Annotated in this window: 21 protein-coding genes; 11 read left to right on the top strand and 10 right to left on the bottom strand. The window is 61.9% G+C overall.

Annotation, left to right across the window (positions count from 1 at the left end; translation table 11 throughout):
- Window positions 1-21: 21 nt before the first annotated feature.
- On the top strand, window positions 22-1329 hold the full coding sequence (locus tag NH195_RS18180; protein ID WP_066710387.1) for a DEAD/DEAH box helicase: 1308 nt from the start codon (window positions 22-24) through the stop codon (window positions 1327-1329).
- 53 nt (window positions 1330-1382) lie between these two features.
- Here the strand turns inward: NH195_RS18180 and NH195_RS18175 are convergent, their stop codons facing one another.
- The gene (locus NH195_RS18175) at window positions 1383-1841 is read right to left on the bottom strand and encodes a hypothetical protein (RefSeq protein WP_066710385.1); all 459 of its coding nucleotides are present in this window, start codon (window positions 1839-1841) and stop codon (window positions 1383-1385) included.
- A gap of 385 nt (window positions 1842-2226) precedes the next feature.
- Between NH195_RS18175 and NH195_RS18170 the strand changes: the two genes are divergently transcribed.
- A complete protein-coding gene (locus NH195_RS18170; RefSeq protein WP_066710382.1) occupies window positions 2227-2808 on the top strand; it encodes a thymidine kinase in 582 nt (193 codons plus the stop codon).
- A gap of 168 nt (window positions 2809-2976) precedes the next feature.
- Here the strand turns inward: NH195_RS18170 and NH195_RS18165 are convergent, their stop codons facing one another.
- The 4 genes from NH195_RS18165 to NH195_RS18150 all read right to left on the bottom strand — a co-directional run bounded on the left by NH195_RS18165 (window position 2977) and on the right by NH195_RS18150 (window position 5289).
- Window positions 2977-3318 carry a tRNA-binding protein gene (locus NH195_RS18165; protein ID WP_066710379.1) on the bottom strand — a complete coding sequence of 114 codons (342 nt, stop codon included), beginning with the start codon at window positions 3316-3318 and terminating at the stop codon, window positions 2977-2979.
- A complete protein-coding gene (gene proC, locus NH195_RS18160) occupies window positions 3315-4121 on the bottom strand; it encodes a pyrroline-5-carboxylate reductase (RefSeq protein WP_066710376.1) in 807 nt (268 codons plus the stop codon). Before proC ends, NH195_RS18165 begins: the two co-directional genes overlap by 4 nt.
- 117 nt (window positions 4122-4238) lie before the next feature.
- The gene (locus NH195_RS18155; protein ID WP_066710373.1) at window positions 4239-4739 is read right to left on the bottom strand and encodes a type III secretion system chaperone family protein; all 501 of its coding nucleotides are present in this window, start codon (window positions 4737-4739) and stop codon (window positions 4239-4241) included.
- A 301-nt stretch (window positions 4740-5040) separates the two neighbouring features.
- Window positions 5041-5289, bottom strand: coding sequence for an accessory factor UbiK family protein (locus NH195_RS18150; protein WP_066710370.1), 249 nt, complete (start codon window positions 5287-5289; stop codon window positions 5041-5043).
- Window positions 5290-5406: 117 nt separating this feature from the next.
- On the opposite strand from NH195_RS18150, the gene lgt reads away from it, so the two are divergent.
- From lgt to NH195_RS18130, 5 genes are all read left to right on the top strand, one after another.
- Window positions 5407-6276, top strand: coding sequence for a prolipoprotein diacylglyceryl transferase (gene lgt, locus NH195_RS18145; protein ID WP_066710539.1), 870 nt, complete (start codon window positions 5407-5409; stop codon window positions 6274-6276).
- Entirely contained in the window at window positions 6273-7340 is a 1068-nt protein-coding gene (locus NH195_RS18140; protein WP_066710367.1) for a class I SAM-dependent methyltransferase, read from the top strand. Before lgt ends, NH195_RS18140 begins: the two co-directional genes overlap by 4 nt.
- A complete protein-coding gene (gene pgeF / locus NH195_RS18135; protein ID WP_066710364.1) occupies window positions 7337-8095 on the top strand; it encodes a peptidoglycan editing factor PgeF in 759 nt (252 codons plus the stop codon). Before NH195_RS18140 ends, pgeF begins: the two co-directional genes overlap by 4 nt.
- 317 nt (window positions 8096-8412) lie before the next feature.
- Window positions 8413-8553 carry a hypothetical protein gene (locus NH195_RS21615; protein WP_198403455.1) on the top strand — a complete coding sequence of 47 codons (141 nt, stop codon included), beginning with the start codon at window positions 8413-8415 and terminating at the stop codon, window positions 8551-8553.
- A gap of 211 nt (window positions 8554-8764) precedes the next feature.
- On the top strand, window positions 8765-9631 hold the full coding sequence (locus NH195_RS18130) for a Hint domain-containing protein (protein ID WP_066710362.1): 867 nt from the start codon (window positions 8765-8767) through the stop codon (window positions 9629-9631).
- Window positions 9632-9724: 93 nt separating this feature from the next.
- Here the strand turns inward: NH195_RS18130 and NH195_RS18125 are convergent, their stop codons facing one another.
- The gene (locus NH195_RS18125; protein WP_066710359.1) at window positions 9725-10225 is read right to left on the bottom strand and encodes an Lrp/AsnC family transcriptional regulator; all 501 of its coding nucleotides are present in this window, start codon (window positions 10223-10225) and stop codon (window positions 9725-9727) included.
- Between the two features lie 259 nt (window positions 10226-10484).
- Here NH195_RS18125 and trxB point away from each other — a divergent pair, with 259 nt between their 5' ends.
- The 3 genes from trxB (at window position 10485) to NH195_RS18110 (ending at window position 13818) form a co-directional block, all read left to right on the top strand.
- Window positions 10485-11429, top strand: coding sequence for a thioredoxin-disulfide reductase (gene trxB / locus NH195_RS18120; protein ID WP_066710536.1), 945 nt, complete (start codon window positions 10485-10487; stop codon window positions 11427-11429).
- The gene (locus NH195_RS18115; protein ID WP_066710356.1) at window positions 11426-11851 is read left to right on the top strand and encodes an RES family NAD+ phosphorylase; all 426 of its coding nucleotides are present in this window, start codon (window positions 11426-11428) and stop codon (window positions 11849-11851) included. Before trxB ends, NH195_RS18115 begins: the two co-directional genes overlap by 4 nt.
- 254 nt (window positions 11852-12105) lie before the next feature.
- On the top strand, window positions 12106-13818 hold the full coding sequence (locus NH195_RS18110) for a bifunctional sulfate adenylyltransferase/adenylylsulfate kinase (protein WP_066710533.1): 1713 nt from the start codon (window positions 12106-12108) through the stop codon (window positions 13816-13818).
- Window positions 13819-13888: 70 nt separating this feature from the next.
- Here the strand turns inward: NH195_RS18110 and NH195_RS18105 are convergent, their stop codons facing one another.
- From NH195_RS18105 to NH195_RS18090, 4 genes are all read right to left on the bottom strand, one after another.
- A complete protein-coding gene (locus NH195_RS18105) occupies window positions 13889-14371 on the bottom strand; it encodes a cytochrome b (RefSeq protein WP_066710353.1) in 483 nt (160 codons plus the stop codon).
- A 147-nt stretch (window positions 14372-14518) separates the two neighbouring features.
- The gene (locus NH195_RS18100; protein WP_066710350.1) at window positions 14519-15391 is read right to left on the bottom strand and encodes a hypothetical protein; all 873 of its coding nucleotides are present in this window, start codon (window positions 15389-15391) and stop codon (window positions 14519-14521) included.
- A gap of 87 nt (window positions 15392-15478) precedes the next feature.
- Window positions 15479-15712 (bottom strand): DUF1150 family protein, encoded by a 234-nt coding sequence (locus NH195_RS18095; RefSeq protein WP_066710347.1) that lies wholly within the window; start codon window positions 15710-15712, stop codon window positions 15479-15481.
- 3 nt (window positions 15713-15715) lie between these two features.
- Window positions 15716-16129: an Hsp20 family protein gene (locus tag NH195_RS18090; RefSeq protein ID WP_066710344.1), complete on the bottom strand. Its 414-nt coding sequence runs from the start codon at window positions 16127-16129 to the stop codon at window positions 15716-15718.
- A 182-nt stretch (window positions 16130-16311) separates the two neighbouring features.
- On the opposite strand from NH195_RS18090, the gene NH195_RS18085 reads away from it, so the two are divergent.
- Window positions 16312-16530 (top strand): YdcH family protein, encoded by a 219-nt coding sequence (locus tag NH195_RS18085; protein WP_066710342.1) that lies wholly within the window; start codon window positions 16312-16314, stop codon window positions 16528-16530.
- Window positions 16531-16552: the final 22 nt, after the last annotated feature.

Here is a 16552-nt window from a genome sequence, read left to right as displayed (position 1 = left end):
GTTTCCCACCAAAGGACAGATATGACTGATTTTTCCATGCTCGGCCTCAAGCCGAAGCTGCTCGATGTGTTGAAAGAGATCGGCATCGAGACCCCGACCCCCATTCAGGCCCGCGCCATTCCCGAAGTGATGAACGGCCGCGACGTCATGGGCCTTGCGCAGACCGGGACGGGCAAGACGCTCGCCTTTGGCCTGCCGCTTTTGCACATGGCGTTTTCCGATGGCTCGAAACCCGCGCCCAAAACCGTGCGCGCGCTGATTCTGGCGCCGACCCGCGAGCTGGTGAACCAGATCGCAGACGGGCTTTTCCCCTTCATCAAGGGCAGCCATCTCAAGCTCAACCGCGTTGTCGGCGGTGTGTCGATCAACGCCCAGATCAACCGTCTGGATCGCGGCACCGACATTCTTGTCGCCACGCCGGGTCGTCTGATGGACCTGATCGACCGCAAGGCCGTGCGTCTCGATGAGACCACCTTCCTTGTCTTGGACGAGGCCGACCAGATGCTCGACATGGGTTTCATCCATGCCCTGCGCAAACTCGTGCCGATGCTGGCGAAAGAGCGGCAGACCATGCTGTTCTCCGCCACCATGTCGAAAGAGATGAACGAGATCGCCCAGAGCTACCTGACCTCTCCGATCCGCATCGAAGTGTCGCCTCCGGGCAAGGCCGCCGACAAGATCGACCAGGAAGTGCATTTCATTCCGCAGCCGGAGAAATACGAGCTGTTGAAAGAACTGCTCTGTGACCACTCCGACGAGCTGGCGCTGGTGTTTTCCCGCACCAAACACGGGGCGGAGCGGATGGCGAAGAACCTCGTGCGCGATGGTTTCGAAGCCGGTGCGCTTCACGGCAACAAATCGCAGGGCCAGCGCGAGCGCACTCTGGCGGCGGCAAAATCCGGCAAGCTCAAGGTGCTGGTCGCGACCGATGTGGCCGCGCGCGGGATCGACATCCCTGCGGTGCGTCACGTCTATAACTACGAGCTGCCGAATGTGCCGGAAAACTTCGTGCACCGCATCGGCCGGACGGCGCGTGCGGGCCGCGACGGCAAAGCCGTGGCCTTCTGTTCGCCGACCGAGCTGGACGATTTTCGCGCCATCGAGAAAGTGATGAAGATTCGCATTCCCGTGGCGACCAAGGCCTCATGGGCTGCCGACGACCAGAAGGCCCAGCCGAAGCCCAAGCCGCAGGGTCGCCGCGGGGGCGGTGGCGGTCCGCGTGGTGCGAACTCCGGCGGCGGCAAACCGGCAGGCGGCAAACCCGGCGCCCCCAAAGGGGCAGGACGTCCCGGAGGCGGTCGCCCGCAGCGCAGACGGTCTCGCGGCTAAGACGAAAAAAGGCGGCTCCCGGAGCCGCCTTCATACATTCCAGCCCCTTGGTATCAGGTCGCTTCCTGTTCCAGATGCAGCTTCATGTTGATCAGCACCTGTTGCAACTCAAGCGTCTCGCGCAACAGCCGTTTCGCCTCGTTGATGGTGATGATGCCATCCTCGATCGCATCGGTATATTCCGCCATCAACATGGCAAACCGCTGCGACAGCGCAACCACATCCGCGTTCACCCCACCCTGTTTCGGATGCTCATTGCGGGCCGCGTCATAGGACAGTGCAATCCCCTTGAGCTCGGCCAGTGCCGAGGTCACATGCGGATAGCCCGCCGCCGCCTCGAGCTGGGACACCGCATCCACGGGCATGAACCGGTCGGAATGCTCGTCGGCCGTCGAATAATAGCGCCCGAGCGTCGCTTTCGACTTGCCGGTCAGCGCACAGGCCGCCTCCAAACCCACATCCTTGACCAAAGCCTCGGTGTGTTTCTTCAAATACGTTCCGGCTGCATCCATACCCTGTGCCCCTAAACCTCAGCGCATCCCCGGATGGGGAATTCGCTTTACCATTTCCCATTAAATTCCCGATTTTCGCATGACATACAAGAGCGTACCTGCCGTCGCAGGAGATGAACGAGTATCCGGTGCACTGCACCGGGCCGGGTGGAAGCCGTTTCAGGGAAGGAAGTCTGGGTCTCAGGTGCACGTTTCCGGCTCCCTCATCCCCTAGCCCTTACGGGCGTCAGCCGGTTTCTGGTAATGAGTATTCACTTTTTTCCGGTTTCCACCCGTGCGCGTTTTCGCGAACCGACCCCGCAGAGTTCAGATTCTCCGTCGGTTTTCCCGCCCCACGACGCAACACCGCTTGATCCCCCTACCCCCGATCTGGCAGATGAGCGTCATGGCAAAGCTCTACTTTCAATATTCGACGATGAACGCGGGGAAATCGACCCTGCTGCTTCAGGCCTCCTACAACTATCGCGAACGCGGGATGGATACCTATCTCATCACCGCGAAATTCGACAAACGCGCGGGCGAAGGCCGGATCGGCAGCCGCATCGGCATCGGCACCGAGGCCGACACGTTCGAGGAGGGGGAGGATCTGTTCGCCAAAATCGAACGTAGGTTGGCCGAGGGTGAGGTGGCCTGCATCTTCATCGACGAAGCGCAGTTCCTCTCGAAAGATCAGGTCTGGCAACTGGCCCGCGTGGTGGACGATCTGCGCGTGCCGGTGATGTGCTACGGGCTGCGGGTCGACTTTCAGGGCAATCTGTTTCCCGGCTCCGCGGCGCTTCTGGCTCTGGCCGACGAAATGCGCGAGGTGCGCACGATCTGTCATTGCGGCAAGAAAGCGACGATGGTGGTGCGCATGTCCGAAAGCGGCATGGTGCTTACCGAAGGGGCGCAGGTCGAGATCGGCGGCAACGAACGCTATGTCTCGCTCTGTCGCAAACACTGGCGCGAGGCCATGGGCGACGTCTGAGGCCGCGTTTACAGTTTTTTAAAGACTATGACAGGGGCGGGCGTGGACTGTGACAGCGCGTTAAGCTTTGCGCGTCCGTTTGTGACAGGGCGTTAAGGATCATCTGATCACGGATCAAACCGTCAATCGAACGAAAAAAGGGCGGATCAATCCGCCCCGTTCTTAGGATCAGTGCAAGCGCCCGCCATTCGGCACGGCCAGATCCGTACGCGCCAAAACCACCGCGCCGTTTTCATCCGGGAACCCGAGCACCAGCACCTCGGACATGAACCGCCCGATCTGACGCGGCGGAAAGTTCACGACCGCCATCACCTGTTGCCCGACAAGCGTCTCAGGCGCGTAATGCACAGTGATCTGGGCCGAGGATTTTTTCTCGCCGATCTCCGGGCCGAAGTCGATCCAGAGCTTGATCGCGGGCTTGCGGGCCTCTGGATAGGGTTCGGCACGAACGATCGTCCCCACCCGGACATCGACCTTCATAAAGTCGTCGAAATCTATGAGATCGCTCATCCCGCCAGCTCCTTCGACCGATCTGCCGCCGCCTTGACCGCCTTGGAAAGCAGCGCCGGGAAGCCCGTTTCCTCATCCATCAACACCGCCAGCGCCGCAGCCGTCGTACCACCCGGAGAGGTTACATTGACCCGAAGCTGGGCCGGGTCTTCGTCCGACTCCTCGGCCAGTTGTCCCGAACCGCCGACAGTGGCCTTGGCCAGTTGCATCGCAAGCTCCGGCGACAGCCCTTGCTCGACCCCGGCGGCGGCCAGTGCTTCGATCAGATGGAACACATAGGCTGGGCCGGAGCCGGAGACGGCGGTCACCGCATCCATCTGGGCCTCGCCCTCTAGCCGCACCACCTGTCCCACCGCGCTCAAAAGCGCCTCAGCGAGATCGAGATCCGCAGCCCCGGCTTTAGCGTTGCCGATGATCGCGGTGATGCCGCGCCCCACGGCCGCCGGCGTGTTTGGCATGGCGCGCACGACAGGCGTGTCGGCCCCCAGCACGGTTTCATAGGTCGCAAGCGTGATTCCCGCCGCCACCGACAGAAACAGCGTCGTACCATTTCCCAATGCCTGAAGCTTCGGCAGGGCATCCCCCATCATCTGCGGCTTGACCGCCACCAGAACGATGGCCGGGTCTTTCGGCAGGTCGGTGTTGAGATGCACACTGGTCGAGCGCAGCCAATCGGAAGGATGCGGATCGAGAACGGTGACGGAGCCCGGCGGCAAACCTCCGGCCAACCAGCCCTTGAGCATGGCCGAGCCCATCTTGCCGCAGCCCAAAAGCACCAATCCACGCGCTTTCACATTTTCCATGATCCACTCCGTCTGTCATAAGAAAGCCCCCTGAGGGCATCAGGGGGCACTCTATCAATCGTAAGCCCGAGCGCAACGCGGGCAAGCGGTGCGATTTCGCGCGGGTGCTTATGCCGCTTATGCGCGCCCGTAAGCCTCGCGGATCGCCACATCCATGGCGTCCTCGGGCGAGCGATCCGACCAAGCCACAAGCTGGAAGGCCGGGTAGAAGCGTTCGGCGGCGCCCACAGCCGCGCCGATCAGACGGTCGACCTGTTCCGGGCTGGCAATCTGGCCGCCCGACAGCACGAGTCCGTAGCGATAAACCATAAGGCGCTGTTCGTGCCAGTAGGTGAAGGCGCCGGTCCAGATCTGGTCGTTGGCGCGGTTCAGCACGTCGAAGATTTGCGGCAGCTTCTCCTCGGGCGGCTCCATCTCGAAAGTACAGATGAGGCGCAGCGTTTCGTCATATTCCGACCACGCCAAAGTGATCGAATAGGTGCGCCACTGGCCCTCGACCGCCATGGCGATCTGATCTTCGGCGACGCGGTCGAATTCCCAGTCATTGTACTCGCACAAATGCTCGCACAGGTCGATCGGGTGAATTTCGGTGGAAAAGCTCTGCTCAATAAGCGACATTCACGGGCCTCTTCTGGTCTGCGTCCCGTGGCTGTGCGACATCCCCCCTTGCGCGACATCACAGCGGCGGCCACTAAGACTTGGTGCCTGCTCTAAGGATCGGTGGGATTTCACCTCCCCTTACCAGATATGGTGTGATGAAAGCGACGAATCTGTAAAGCGAAATATTTGTGTTATCCCCAGCATTCCGGGGTCATCCACAAGTTGCTTAATTTTTCCCCAGCCCTCTAAAGCCCCCTGTGGACAGAAAAAAGCCCCCCAACGGGAGGCTTTCGCAGTCAGGAAACGTGAGGCAATCGGATCAGGCGTTTTTCACAGCTTCCAGCGCGTCGAGGCGCTTTTTCAGCTCTTCGTTTTCCTCGCGGGCCTTTTGGGCCATGGCGCGAACCGCTTCGAATTCCTCGCGGGTGACGAAATCGCGATCCGCCAGCCAGCGGTCCATGACGCTTTTGAGCGCGGTCTCTGCCTCGTCCTTCGCGCCCTGCGCCACGCCCATGGCATTGGTCATGAGTTGGGAAAAATCGTCGAGAATCTTGTTGCGGGTCTGCATGTCTGGCTCCGTCCGGCACATTCGTGATGTCTTGTGACCTATATGGGGCGACGGGGCGCAAATCACAAGGTTGACTTCCGCCCCGCCGTGGCGACAGTTGCGCTCATGTTGACACGCCTGCCTGCCGTTCTGAATTTCCCCGATCTCTCCCCGATCCTGTTCGAGATCAATCTCGGGCCGGTGCATTTCGCGCTGCACTGGTATGCGCTCGCCTATATCGGCGGCTTCCTGATCGGCTGGTTTCTCATCCTGCGCGCCCTCAAGGCCACGCGGCTCTGGGCCGCCGACACGCCCCCCCTGACCAAACCCGAGTTCGAAGACCTGCTGACCTGGCTGATCCTCGGCGTCATCCTCGGCGGGCGTCTTGGCTATGTGCTATTCTACAAACCCGGCTATTACCTTTCCCATCCGATTGAAATCCCGATGGTCTGGCAGGGCGGCATGGCGTTTCACGGCGGCTTTCTCGGAGTCATCATCGCGGCCCTGCTTTGGGGCGAGAAACACAAGAAACCGCTTCTGTCACTGGGCGATCTTCTGGCCATGGCGACCCCGCCGGGGCTTTTGCTCGGACGGATCGCAAATTTCGTCAACGCAGAGCTTTGGGGCAAGCCCTGGGACGGTCCCTGGGCGGTGATCTTCCCCGGAGAGACGGCACAGGCCTGCGCCAATGTCGGCCCGCTCTGTGCCCGCCATCCCTCGCAACTCTACGAGGCGGGGATGGAGGGGCTGATCCTCGGCGCGCTGATCCTTGCACTCGTCTGGGGCACGAAAGCCTTCAAACGACCGGGCCTGATCATGGGGCTGTTCTTCGCAGGCTACGGCATCTCGCGCTTCATCGTTGAGGTCTTCCGCCAACCCGATGCGCAATTCGTCACCGCCGCCAATCCCAATGGTACGGTCCTCCTCGGCATGCAGATGGGGCAACTCCTGTCCCTGCCGATGATCCTGATCGGGCTCTATTTCATGCTCCGCGCCAAACGCACATGACCGCCCTCACGCACATCCTGACCCGCCGTATCCGCCAAACTGGACCGATCTCGCTGGCCGAGTATATGGCCGACTGCCTGCTCCATCCCGAGCATGGCTATTACACCACGCGCGACCCTCTGGGCACGCAGGGCGATTTTACCACCGCGCCGGAAATCAGCCAGATGTTCGGCGAGCTTCTGGGGCTATGCCTTGCGCAAAGCTGGCTCGATCAGGGCGCGCCCGTACGCTTTACGCTGGCCGAAATTGGTCCCGGACGCGGCACGCTGATGGCCGATATCCTGCGCGCCACGCGCGGCGTTCCGGGGTTCCATACGGCCGCGCAGGTGCATCTGATCGAGGCCTCCCCCACCCTGCGCGCCGCTCAAAAGGATCGTCTGTCAGACTATGAGGTCACATGGTGCGATCAGGTGTCCGATCTGCCCGACGCGCCGCTCTGGCTCATCGCCAACGAGTTTTTCGACGCGCTTCCCATCCGGCAATTCACCCGCAAGGGAGACGGTTGGGCAGAAACGCAGGTCGGGCTGCAAGACGGCACTCTGACCCTCGGTCTCGCCGCCCCCGCGCCCCTTGCCGCTCTCGCCCATCGCCTCAGCGACACAACAGACGGTGATGTGGTCGAGCTTTGCCCCGCCGCCGCGCCCATCGTCACGGAGATCGCCACGCATCTCAAGCAAGGCGGCGCGGCGATCTTCATCGACTACGGCGACTGGCGCAGTCTCGGCGATACGTTTCAGGCGCTCGAAGCCCATAAGAGTGTCGATCCGCTCGCCCACCCCGGTCACGCCGATCTGACGGCCCATGTGGATTTCGAAGCCCTGAGCCTTGCCGCCCGCAGCGCAGGTGTCGCCGCCTCACAAATGCTCCCGCAAGGCGCGCTTCTGGCCCGCCTCGGCATCGCGGCCCGAGCCGAGGCGCTTGCGCGAAATCTGAGCGGGACCGCCCTCAAGAGCCACGAGAGTGCATTTGACCGGTTGACCTCGCCCTCGGAAATGGGAACCCTCTTCAAAGCGCTGGCACTTGCGCCCGCACCCGATTTTCTGCCCCCCGGATTCGACGCATGACACTCGAAATCATCACCTCCGACGCGCTCGATGGCATCCGCCACGGCTTTTTCACCCGCAAGGGCGGCGCCTCGTCCGGCGTGTTCGAGGGGCTCAACTGCGGCCTCGGATCGACCGATCAGGCCGATATCGTCAAAATCAACCGCAGCCGCGCGGCACAGGCGCTCGGGCTCGGGCCCGAAGCGCTTTGCGCGGCGCATCAGGTGCACTCCCCGGATGTCGCCCGCATCGACGGGCCGCAGGACGGCACTGCCCCCAAGGTGGATGCGCTGGTCACCGACCGGCCGGGACTGGCGCTGGTGATTCTCACCGCCGATTGCCAGCCGGTTTTGTTCGCCGACCGTGAGGCCGGCGTGATCGGCGCGGCCCATGCCGGGTGGAAGGGCGCAATCGCGGGCGTGCTCGAAGAGACGCTCGACGCGATGGAGGCGCTCGGCGCCACGCGCGGCAATATTTCCGCCGTCATCGGCCCGACGATTTCGCAACGCGCCTATGAAGTCGGCCCCGAGTTCTTCGAGGACTTCCTCGCGGACACACCTGAAAACGCCCGCTTCTTCGCCAATGGCGAGGGCGATCGTTACCTCTTCGACCTCCCGGCCTATGGGTTGCATCGGCTGCGCGAAGCCGGTGTCGGCCATGCCGAATGGACCCGGCATTGCACCTATTCCGATCCGGAGCGGTTCTATTCCTACCGCCGCTCGGTGCATCGCAAGGAAGCCGATTACGGACGACTCATCTCGCTCATCCGGCTCTGAGCCGAATTTACCCTGCCCCCGAAGTCTTTGGGGCAGGAATAGGGCCCTTCCCCGCCCCAATTTTGCCCGAAACACCCCGCGCAAGCCGCCGCCATCGCTGCATGGAATCTGGAATTAACCTTAATTTTCTTAAGGTTAATGCACCCCAAACCCGAGCGCCCCCAATGCGCCATATCGCATCGGGTTTCCGAAAACTTTCTCCTCGACCCGCCCCATTTTCGCCGAATCGCCCCGGCATATTGTTCTCAACACCGAAACAGACGCAGCGACAGCCCGCAGGACTGTCCCCTGCGGCGCAGGTCACGAGAGAGGCAGAAATGAAAAACCGTCGCTGGATGAAGTCGATGATTGCCGAAGCCAAGAAGGCCGAGGTCGAGATGCCTTGGGCGCGCGGCACGCGCCGCACCGCCTTCATCGCGAAGAAGGCTGACAAACCGGTGCTGCGCCGCTCGGCCTGAACCCGATCACGGCGACGATTCGCACCTTGAAGCGCCTGCCTGGCGCGATAGGCACATCATTGCCCCAATACAAAGAAACAAAGCGACGGCGGACCGGGCGACTGGTTCCGCCGTTAACTGTAATTAGCTAAAATTTTTGACAATCCTGGCGGAAATCTGAGATCGTATAGGAACTGGTATCGGTGGGGGCCGACACAGTAAGAGGTTTCCGATGTCGCAGCCCCTGTCTGGCTCTCTGGCCGGATCGCACCTGAGCGCCGAGCGCCGTGCCCTTCCGCAATCGCTGCCCCATGATCTGGATCAGATGCCCGGCTCCGGCCTGACAACGGCGCAGCCGAAAACCGCCTGGACCGTGCGTCGCGCCCGTCCTGTGGAGCATCAGGCGCAGGCCCTGCGTCGCTACGATCTTCTCTGGCGCGCGCCGACTGGCGAGATCTGCGAAACGCCACACACCGCCCCGGCACTCCCGGTATTCGAGGCCGCGTTCAATGCATTCGCACGCGGGGCGCTGATCCCGACCGTCGCGGGGCCCGTGGCGATCGAGGACCTGCTGCCCGGCGATGAGGTGGTGACGCTCGACAACGGCGTGCAGCGGGTGGACTGGATCGGGTCGATGACGCTCGATACCCGCGGCACACGGTCGCCCGAGGCCCGCGCCGAGCGGCTCTATCGCATCACCTCCGACACATTCGGGCTCGGGCGTCCCGCACCGGATCTCGTGCTGGGGGGAGGCGCGCGTTATCTCTTGCAGGCGGAGGCACTGAAATCCTGGCTGGGCACATCGAGAGCGCTGGCCCCAATCACCGGCATGGTCGACGGGGTCTCCGTGATCGAGGTCACGCCGATCTCCACCGTGCGCAGCTATCACCTCGCGCTCGCCCGCCACAGCCTGATCCGGGTCAACGGCGTCGATCTCGAAAGCTATCACCCCGGCACCTCTGCCTCCGGCCAGTTGCAGGGCGATCTGCGGGCGCGCTTCATGGCGCTGTTTCCGCATCTCGACAACTTGGGTGATTTCGGCGCACTAGCCCATCCGCGGCTCACCCCCGGCGATCTTCTGGACCTGATGTTCCGCTAAACCTTTCCACGGCCGGCCTTCCCTCCGACCGGCCTCCACGAAAAGCGGCCCAGCCAGAAGGCGGGCCGTTTTTTTCATGCAAATGTCGACAGATCAGGCGTTCTGGGCCAGCCGCGCTTCGAGCACGTCGAAAGGCACGCCCGGCTCGTCCTTGGCGCAGCGGATCACCAGCGAGGTCTTGACCGAGGCGACATTCTCGGTCGACAGCAGTTCTCCGGTCAGAAAGCTCTGGAAGGTCGAAAGATCGGGGGCGACGCATTTCAGGATGAAATCCACTTCGCCGTTGAGCATGTGGCATTCGCGCACCAGCGGCCACTCGCGGCATTTCGCCTCGAATTTCGAGAGGTCGCTCTCCGCCTGGCTTTGCAGGCCCACCATGGCGAACACCTGCACTTCGAAATTCAGCGCCCGCGTGTCGACGACGGCGTGATAGCCCCTGATGAATCCGCTTTCCTCAAGCGTGCGCACCCGGCGCAGACAGGGCGGTGCGGAAATCCCCACCCGGCGGGCCAGTTCGACGTTGGTCATCCGCCCGTCGGCCTGAAGCTCCGCAAGAATTTTCCGGTCGATCTCGTCGAGTTTATGTGAGGGCATCTGTCTTCCGCCTTGGCCATAAAAGGCCATTAATTCCATAGATGTGCGCAAACAGGCGTTTACGCGCAATATTCTTTCTCATTATGGCAAGAAAGTTTCAAGAGGATTTCGCCTGCGTCATGTGCGGCAAACGGGCATTCCGCCTTCGATTGCCCATTTTTTCACCGCGGCTGTGCGTCGCACAGGGTTTGCCACGCCGCGTCGCGGTGTCTATATCGAAGCCAACAGCAAAGACAACACGCAAAAATGGGGTCCCGACATGGCGGACACGAAACACACGAAAGTTCTGATCATTGGCTCCGGTCCGGCCGGCTATACTGCGGGCATCTATGCCGCGCGGGCGATGCTTTCGCCGATCCTCGTGCAGGGGATGGAGCCGGGCGGTCAGCTCACCACCACCACCGAAGTCGAGAACTTCCCGGGCTACAGCGAAGTGCAGGGCCCGGAACTCATGGTGAAAATGGAAGACCACGCCCGCGCGATGGGCACGGAGATCATCTCCGACCTGATCGTCGAGCTCGACACCGACAGCCGCCCGTTCGTGGCCAAGGGTGACAGCGGCACGGTCTATACGGCAGATGCGGTGATCCTCGCCACCGGTGCGCGCGCCAAATGGCTGAACCTGCCGACCGAAGAGGCGTTCAAGGGCTATGGCGTTTCCGCCTGTGCGACCTGTGACGGGTTCTTCTATCGCAATATGGAGATCGTGGTGGTCGGCGGCGGCAACACCGCCGTGGAAGAAGCGCTGTTCCTGACCAACTTTGCCTCGAAAGTGACGCTGATCCACCGCCGCGACAGCCTGCGCGCCGAAAAGATCCTGATCGACCGTCTCATGAAGAACGAAAAGATCGTGCCGCTCTGGGACAATGAACTGGTCGAGGTTTACGGCGATGAGGCCCCGATGAAGGGCGTGAACGGTGTCAAGGCGCGCAACGTCAAGACCGGCGAGATCACCGACATTCCGGCCAAGGGCGTGTTCATCGCCATCGGCCACGCCCCCGCCAACGAGTTGGTGAAAGACAAGCTTGAGCTGCACAACGGCGGCTATGTCTCGGTCAAACCGGGCTCGACGGAAACCTCCATCCCCGGCATTTTCGCTGCGGGCGACCTGACCGATCACAAATACCGCCAGGCCGTGACCTCGGCAGGCATGGGCTGTATGGCGGCGCTCGACGCCGAACACTGGCTCGCCGCACAAGAGTGAGCACCACTCTGCTCACTGTCTACCGTCTGGTCGTTCCGGGGCAAAACCCGGAACGGCCCGTTTCCTCTCCAGAGGGCCGTTTTCACCACGACGGCCAGCCAGCGATCTACACCTCCCTGACCCCGGAAGGCACCCGCGTCGCCATTGCGCGCTATGCCGGTGACGGGGTCGAACGCGATCTTTGGGCGCTGGAGATTGCCCTCACGCAGCTCTCGGACCACAGCGGCAACCCCGCGCTTTCCATCATCTGGCAGAATATTCGTGCCCGTGGGGAGCCTGCGCCAACATGGCGGTTCTCGGACCAAGCCCGCATGAAAGGCGCAGAGGCCATGCTCTATTCCTCGCGCTCGCGCCCAGAACTGACCCATTGCGTCCTTTTCACCCCGCAGGTGATCCGGGCGATACGTCGCCTTTCCACCTGACAACATCCATGTCCTCTCGTGCGAAAAGAACCAATCCCAAGGCCCCGGAAACATTGATCGCGGAACAGCGACATTACCGGGACATTTGTTCCATAAAATACGGAAAATGAGGCCTTGAAGCCTCATTTTCCGTTTCTTGAACCGGCTCTATTGATTTGCCGACCCGCAAGGGAGTATGGCTCCCCGGAGCCTGCGGCGTCATGTTTGTGCGGGCCAATTTCGTTCGTACCGTCCAGCGCAAGAAGGCCCCAAACATGCCGCAGAACCTCGCCCCGATCCCCGAGCTCTATGTCTCCTACGACAGCGCCCAAAAGCTCAAAGTCGAAGCCGCCGATCTGGTGAGCTGGGACCTCTCCCCGCGTCAGATCTGCGACCTCGAACTGCTCATGAACGGCGGGTTCAACCCGCTCAAAGGGTTCCTTTCCGAAGCGGATTACAACGGCGTTGTCGAGAACATGCGGCTTGCCGACGGCACGCTCTGGCCGATGCCGATCACGCTCGATGTCTCCGAGGATTTCGCCGCCAGGCTCGAACTGGGACAGGACATTGCCCTGCGTGATCAGGAGGGTGTGATCCTCGGCACCATGACGGTCACCGACCGCTGGGAGCCGAACAAGTCGAAAGAGGCCGAGATGGTCTTTGGCGCCGACGATCTGGCGCACCCGGCCGTCAACTACCTGCACAACAGTGCCGGCAAGATCTACCTCGGCGGTCCAGTCGTCGGCATCCAGCAACCGGTGCATTACGATTTCCGCGCCCGTCGCGACACCCCCAACGAGCTGCGCGCCTATTTCCGCAAGCTGGGCTGGCGTCGTGTCGTGGCCTTCCAGACCCGCAACCCGCTGCACCGCGCGCACCAAGAACTGACCTTCCGCGCCGCCAAGGAAGCGCAGGCCAACCTGCTGATCCATCCGGTCGTAGGCATGACCAAACCCGGCGATGTGGACCACTTCACCCGCGTGCGCTGCTATGAGGCCGTGCTCGACAAATACCCGCAGTCGACGACCACCATGTCGCTCCTGCCGCTCGCCATGCGGATGGCTGGTCCGCGTGAGGCCGTGTGGCACGGCCTGATCCGCAAGAACTACGGCTGCACCCATCTGATCGTCGGGCGCGATCACGCCGGTCCGGGCAAGAACTCTGCGGGCGAGGATTTCTACGGCCCCTACGACGCGCAGGAACTCTTCGCGAAACACGCGGATGAGATGGGCATCGAAATGGTCGACTTCAAACACATGGTCTATGTGCAGGAGCGCGCCCAGTACGAACCTGCCGACGAGATCGCCGACAAGGATGACGTGACCATCCTCAACATCTCCGGCACCGAGCTGCGCCGCCGCCTTCAGGAAGGTCTCGAGATCCCCGAGTGGTTCTCCTTCCCCGAAGTGGTGAACGAGCTGCGCAAGACCAAGCCGCCGCGCTCGAAACAGGGCTTCACCGTGTTCTTCACCGGCTTCTCCGGCTCCGGCAAATCCACCATCGCCAACGCGCTCATGGTGAAACTGATGGAGATGGGCGGTCGCCCGGTGACTCTTCTCGATGGCGACATCGTGCGCAAAAACCTGTCCTCCGAACTGGGCTTTTCGAAAGAGCACCGCGATCTCAACATCCGCCGCATCGGCTATGTGGCTTCCGAGATCACCAAGAACGGCGGCATCGCCATCTGCGCGCCGATTGCGCCCTATGCCACCACCCGCCGTGCGGTGCGCGAGGATGTCGAATCCTTTGGCGCCTTCGTCGAAGTGCACGTCGCCACCTCCATCGAGGAATGCGAACGCCGCGACCGCAAGGGGCTCTACAAGCTCGCGCGCGAAGGCAAGATCAAGGAATTCACCGGCATCTCAGACCCTTACGAAGTGCCTGCATCCCCGGAGCTTCGGGTCGAGACCGAAGGCCATGACGTGGACAACTGCGCCCACCAGGTCATTCTCAAACTCGAATCCATGGGGCTGATCGCCGCGCACTGATCCGGCGGTTCCATCAGACATAAAAAAGCCCCGGCCATCGGTCGGGGCTTTTCACACATGGGTCCGGCTTTCAGTGAGGGGCCATGCGTTTCAGAAGATTGTCCTTGAGAATGAACTGGTGATAGAGCGCCGCCGCGACATGGGCGACGATCAACAGAATCGTCAGGTTCACGAGCACCTCATGGACGTCCCCCGCGTCATGGATGCCGAGAAACCAGGCCGCGCCGCCGGCGGCAGGCGTCGCGATCATCGCCGCATAAAGCAGGAAATGCACCCCGTGGGCGGCCTTTTCCATCAGCGGGTGCGGCGCGGGCGGCAGGGCTGGCGCGCCCTGGATCAGACGGACCAAGAGCCGGAGGATCATCAGCACAAGCGTCGTCACCCCGACGATGACATGCAGCTTCGCGGTCGTGCTGTCGTTCACCCCGGTCTCGGTGAAGGTGCGCAGCGCCCGCCCCATGCCATCGGACACCACGTAGTTGAAGGCGAAGGTCAGCACCACCGCCCAGTGCAGGATCTTTTGCAGCCCGCTGTAAGATTGGGAAATTTTCATACTCGCTCGCTTTCTGGCTTGCCTCCCGGGGATCGCCCCCCGGTCGATGCGCCGAAGCTAGGCCCTCTTCAGGCCCTGGGCAAATGCCTTTCGCGGGAAATAAACCGGTCTATAACCCGGGTTTAGCCGCGAAAGGCACAAACGAGCTCAGCCCTGCCAATGGCGCGGCTGCGTCAGGTCGCGATCGAAACGGGTCGCGGGGTCATCGCCCCCCCAGAGCCCGTATTCGCGCCGGAAGTATTCGATACAGGCGGTGTCGGCCTCTGCGCGCCCATGCCCCTGGTAGACGAAATCCGCAAGCGCCTCCGCGCCCCGGTTGTGACCGAACCGCAGCGTGTCCGCCGGGCGCCAGATGCCATGACCGTTTTTCGTGAAATGTCCCGACAGCCAGGGATCGTCCACCGTCCAGAGGATCTCGGGAATGTCATACATGTCCGGCGTGAAGAACGACGGCCGGACCAGAACCCCGCCATAGCCTTCCGCAATGTCGATGTAGCCAGGCGTCCCGAGGAAGGCGAATTTCTTGCGCATCCCCGTGCGCAGCCGCCAGAGACGATAGCGCCAGTCCTTGCCCCGGCGTTTTGCCCGCGGCTGAAAGCTGCGTGGAAAATCGTAACAGGGATTGGCCAGCCTCTCGTTGAGGTTGTAGCCCATGTTGGCGATCACATCGTTCGGATGGGCCTCGGCGGCGGTGCCGAGCTTGAAAAGCAGCTCCGGTTCGTACCGCTGATCGTCGTCACAGAAAAACAGGAACACATCCTGTCCGGCATAGTCCTGCGCCGCAGGCAGAATCTTTGTCGCCGGCCCGTAGTCCTGATCGTGCAGGTGAAGCGTCACCCAGTCCGGCAGGTCGGGCAGATCGGTCGCCGGATCGAACGGGAAACGACGATAGCTCTTCGGCAGATCGAGACGAATCTCGCGGATGTTGACGTGTTTCTGCGCCTTCAGAGACAACAGCGTCGGCATGAGTTCGTTGAACCGCGGCGGGATCGCGGTCAGCGACACAATGAAATCTTTCATAATGACCTTTCCGGGGAGCAAAACTTCTCTTGCCCTTCGGTAGGCCAGCCCCCCCGGCTTTGCAAGAGGGAGGGCCGGGCCGCGTCCTCAGTGCACGTTCACCGGCGCGAAATCGTGCTCTCGCGCGAGCACGAAGGCGAGATGGCGATTGGCGACCAGCGCCAGACGCGTGCCATCGGCACCGTTCACCGAATAGATATGGTCGAGCCCCCCCGCCTGTGCCTGCACCTCTTCGGGCAGATCGGCCACGGCAACCGGACGGACATAGACGATTTTTTCCTCGCCCCCCTCAGAGGGCAGATGCGGATAGCGCGTGTTCATGGCTCACCCCTTTCTGATCTGAATGGTCTGAACGATGGTGTCGGGCATGGCCCGGGTCAGGTCGATGTGCAAAAGCCCGTTTTCCATCGAGGCTCCGGTGACATCCACCCCCTCCGCAAGCACGAAAGAGCGCTGGAACTGCCGCCCGGCAATGCCGCGATGCAGGAAAACGCGCGCCTCGTCGGCCTCCGGCTGGCGCCCCCGCACGACAAGCTGGCGATCTTCGAGCGTGATGGCGAGATCTTCCTCGGCAAACCCCGCCACCGCGAGCGTGATTCGATAGGTGTTCTCGGAGGATTGTTCGATATTGTAGGGCGGATAGCCCCCGGCGTCGGATTTCGCCGTGCGCTCCACCAAACGCTCCAACTGGTCAAAACCCAGCAGAAACGGATGGGCGCCAAAGCTTACTTTCGTCATCACCACGTCCTTTCTCAGAAGCGACTGTGTCCGTCACACGGGTCCCGGATGCGGCAACCCTTCCCTGAAAATATGGGGCCAGACGCCACGGGCTTCAAGAGCTTCTCAGAACGCTTTGAGTTTTGAAGAATTCCCGTTAGACTTGGAAAGCGACCGCCGAAACAACACATAGAGACAACGCGATGAACGTGTCCAGCCGAATGGATCATCTGGAGGTGCTCAAGGTCAAACTTGAGATGCTGAAACGCGAGCACCGTGACCTCGACGCCGCGATCGAGGCAATGCAGGAGACCGGACACCTCGATGCCCTGCGCCTGCAACGGATGAAAAAGCAGAAACTCGCTCTCAAGGACCGGATCGCGCTTCTGGAAGACCAGATCACCCCGGACATCATTGCGTAACGCCCCGCATCGGCTATAAGGC

The organism is Celeribacter ethanolicus, assembly GCF_001550095.1.
Taxonomy (GTDB): domain Bacteria; phylum Pseudomonadota; class Alphaproteobacteria; order Rhodobacterales; family Rhodobacteraceae; genus Celeribacter; species Celeribacter ethanolicus.
This window is presented reverse-complemented; position numbering and strand designations above follow the sequence as displayed.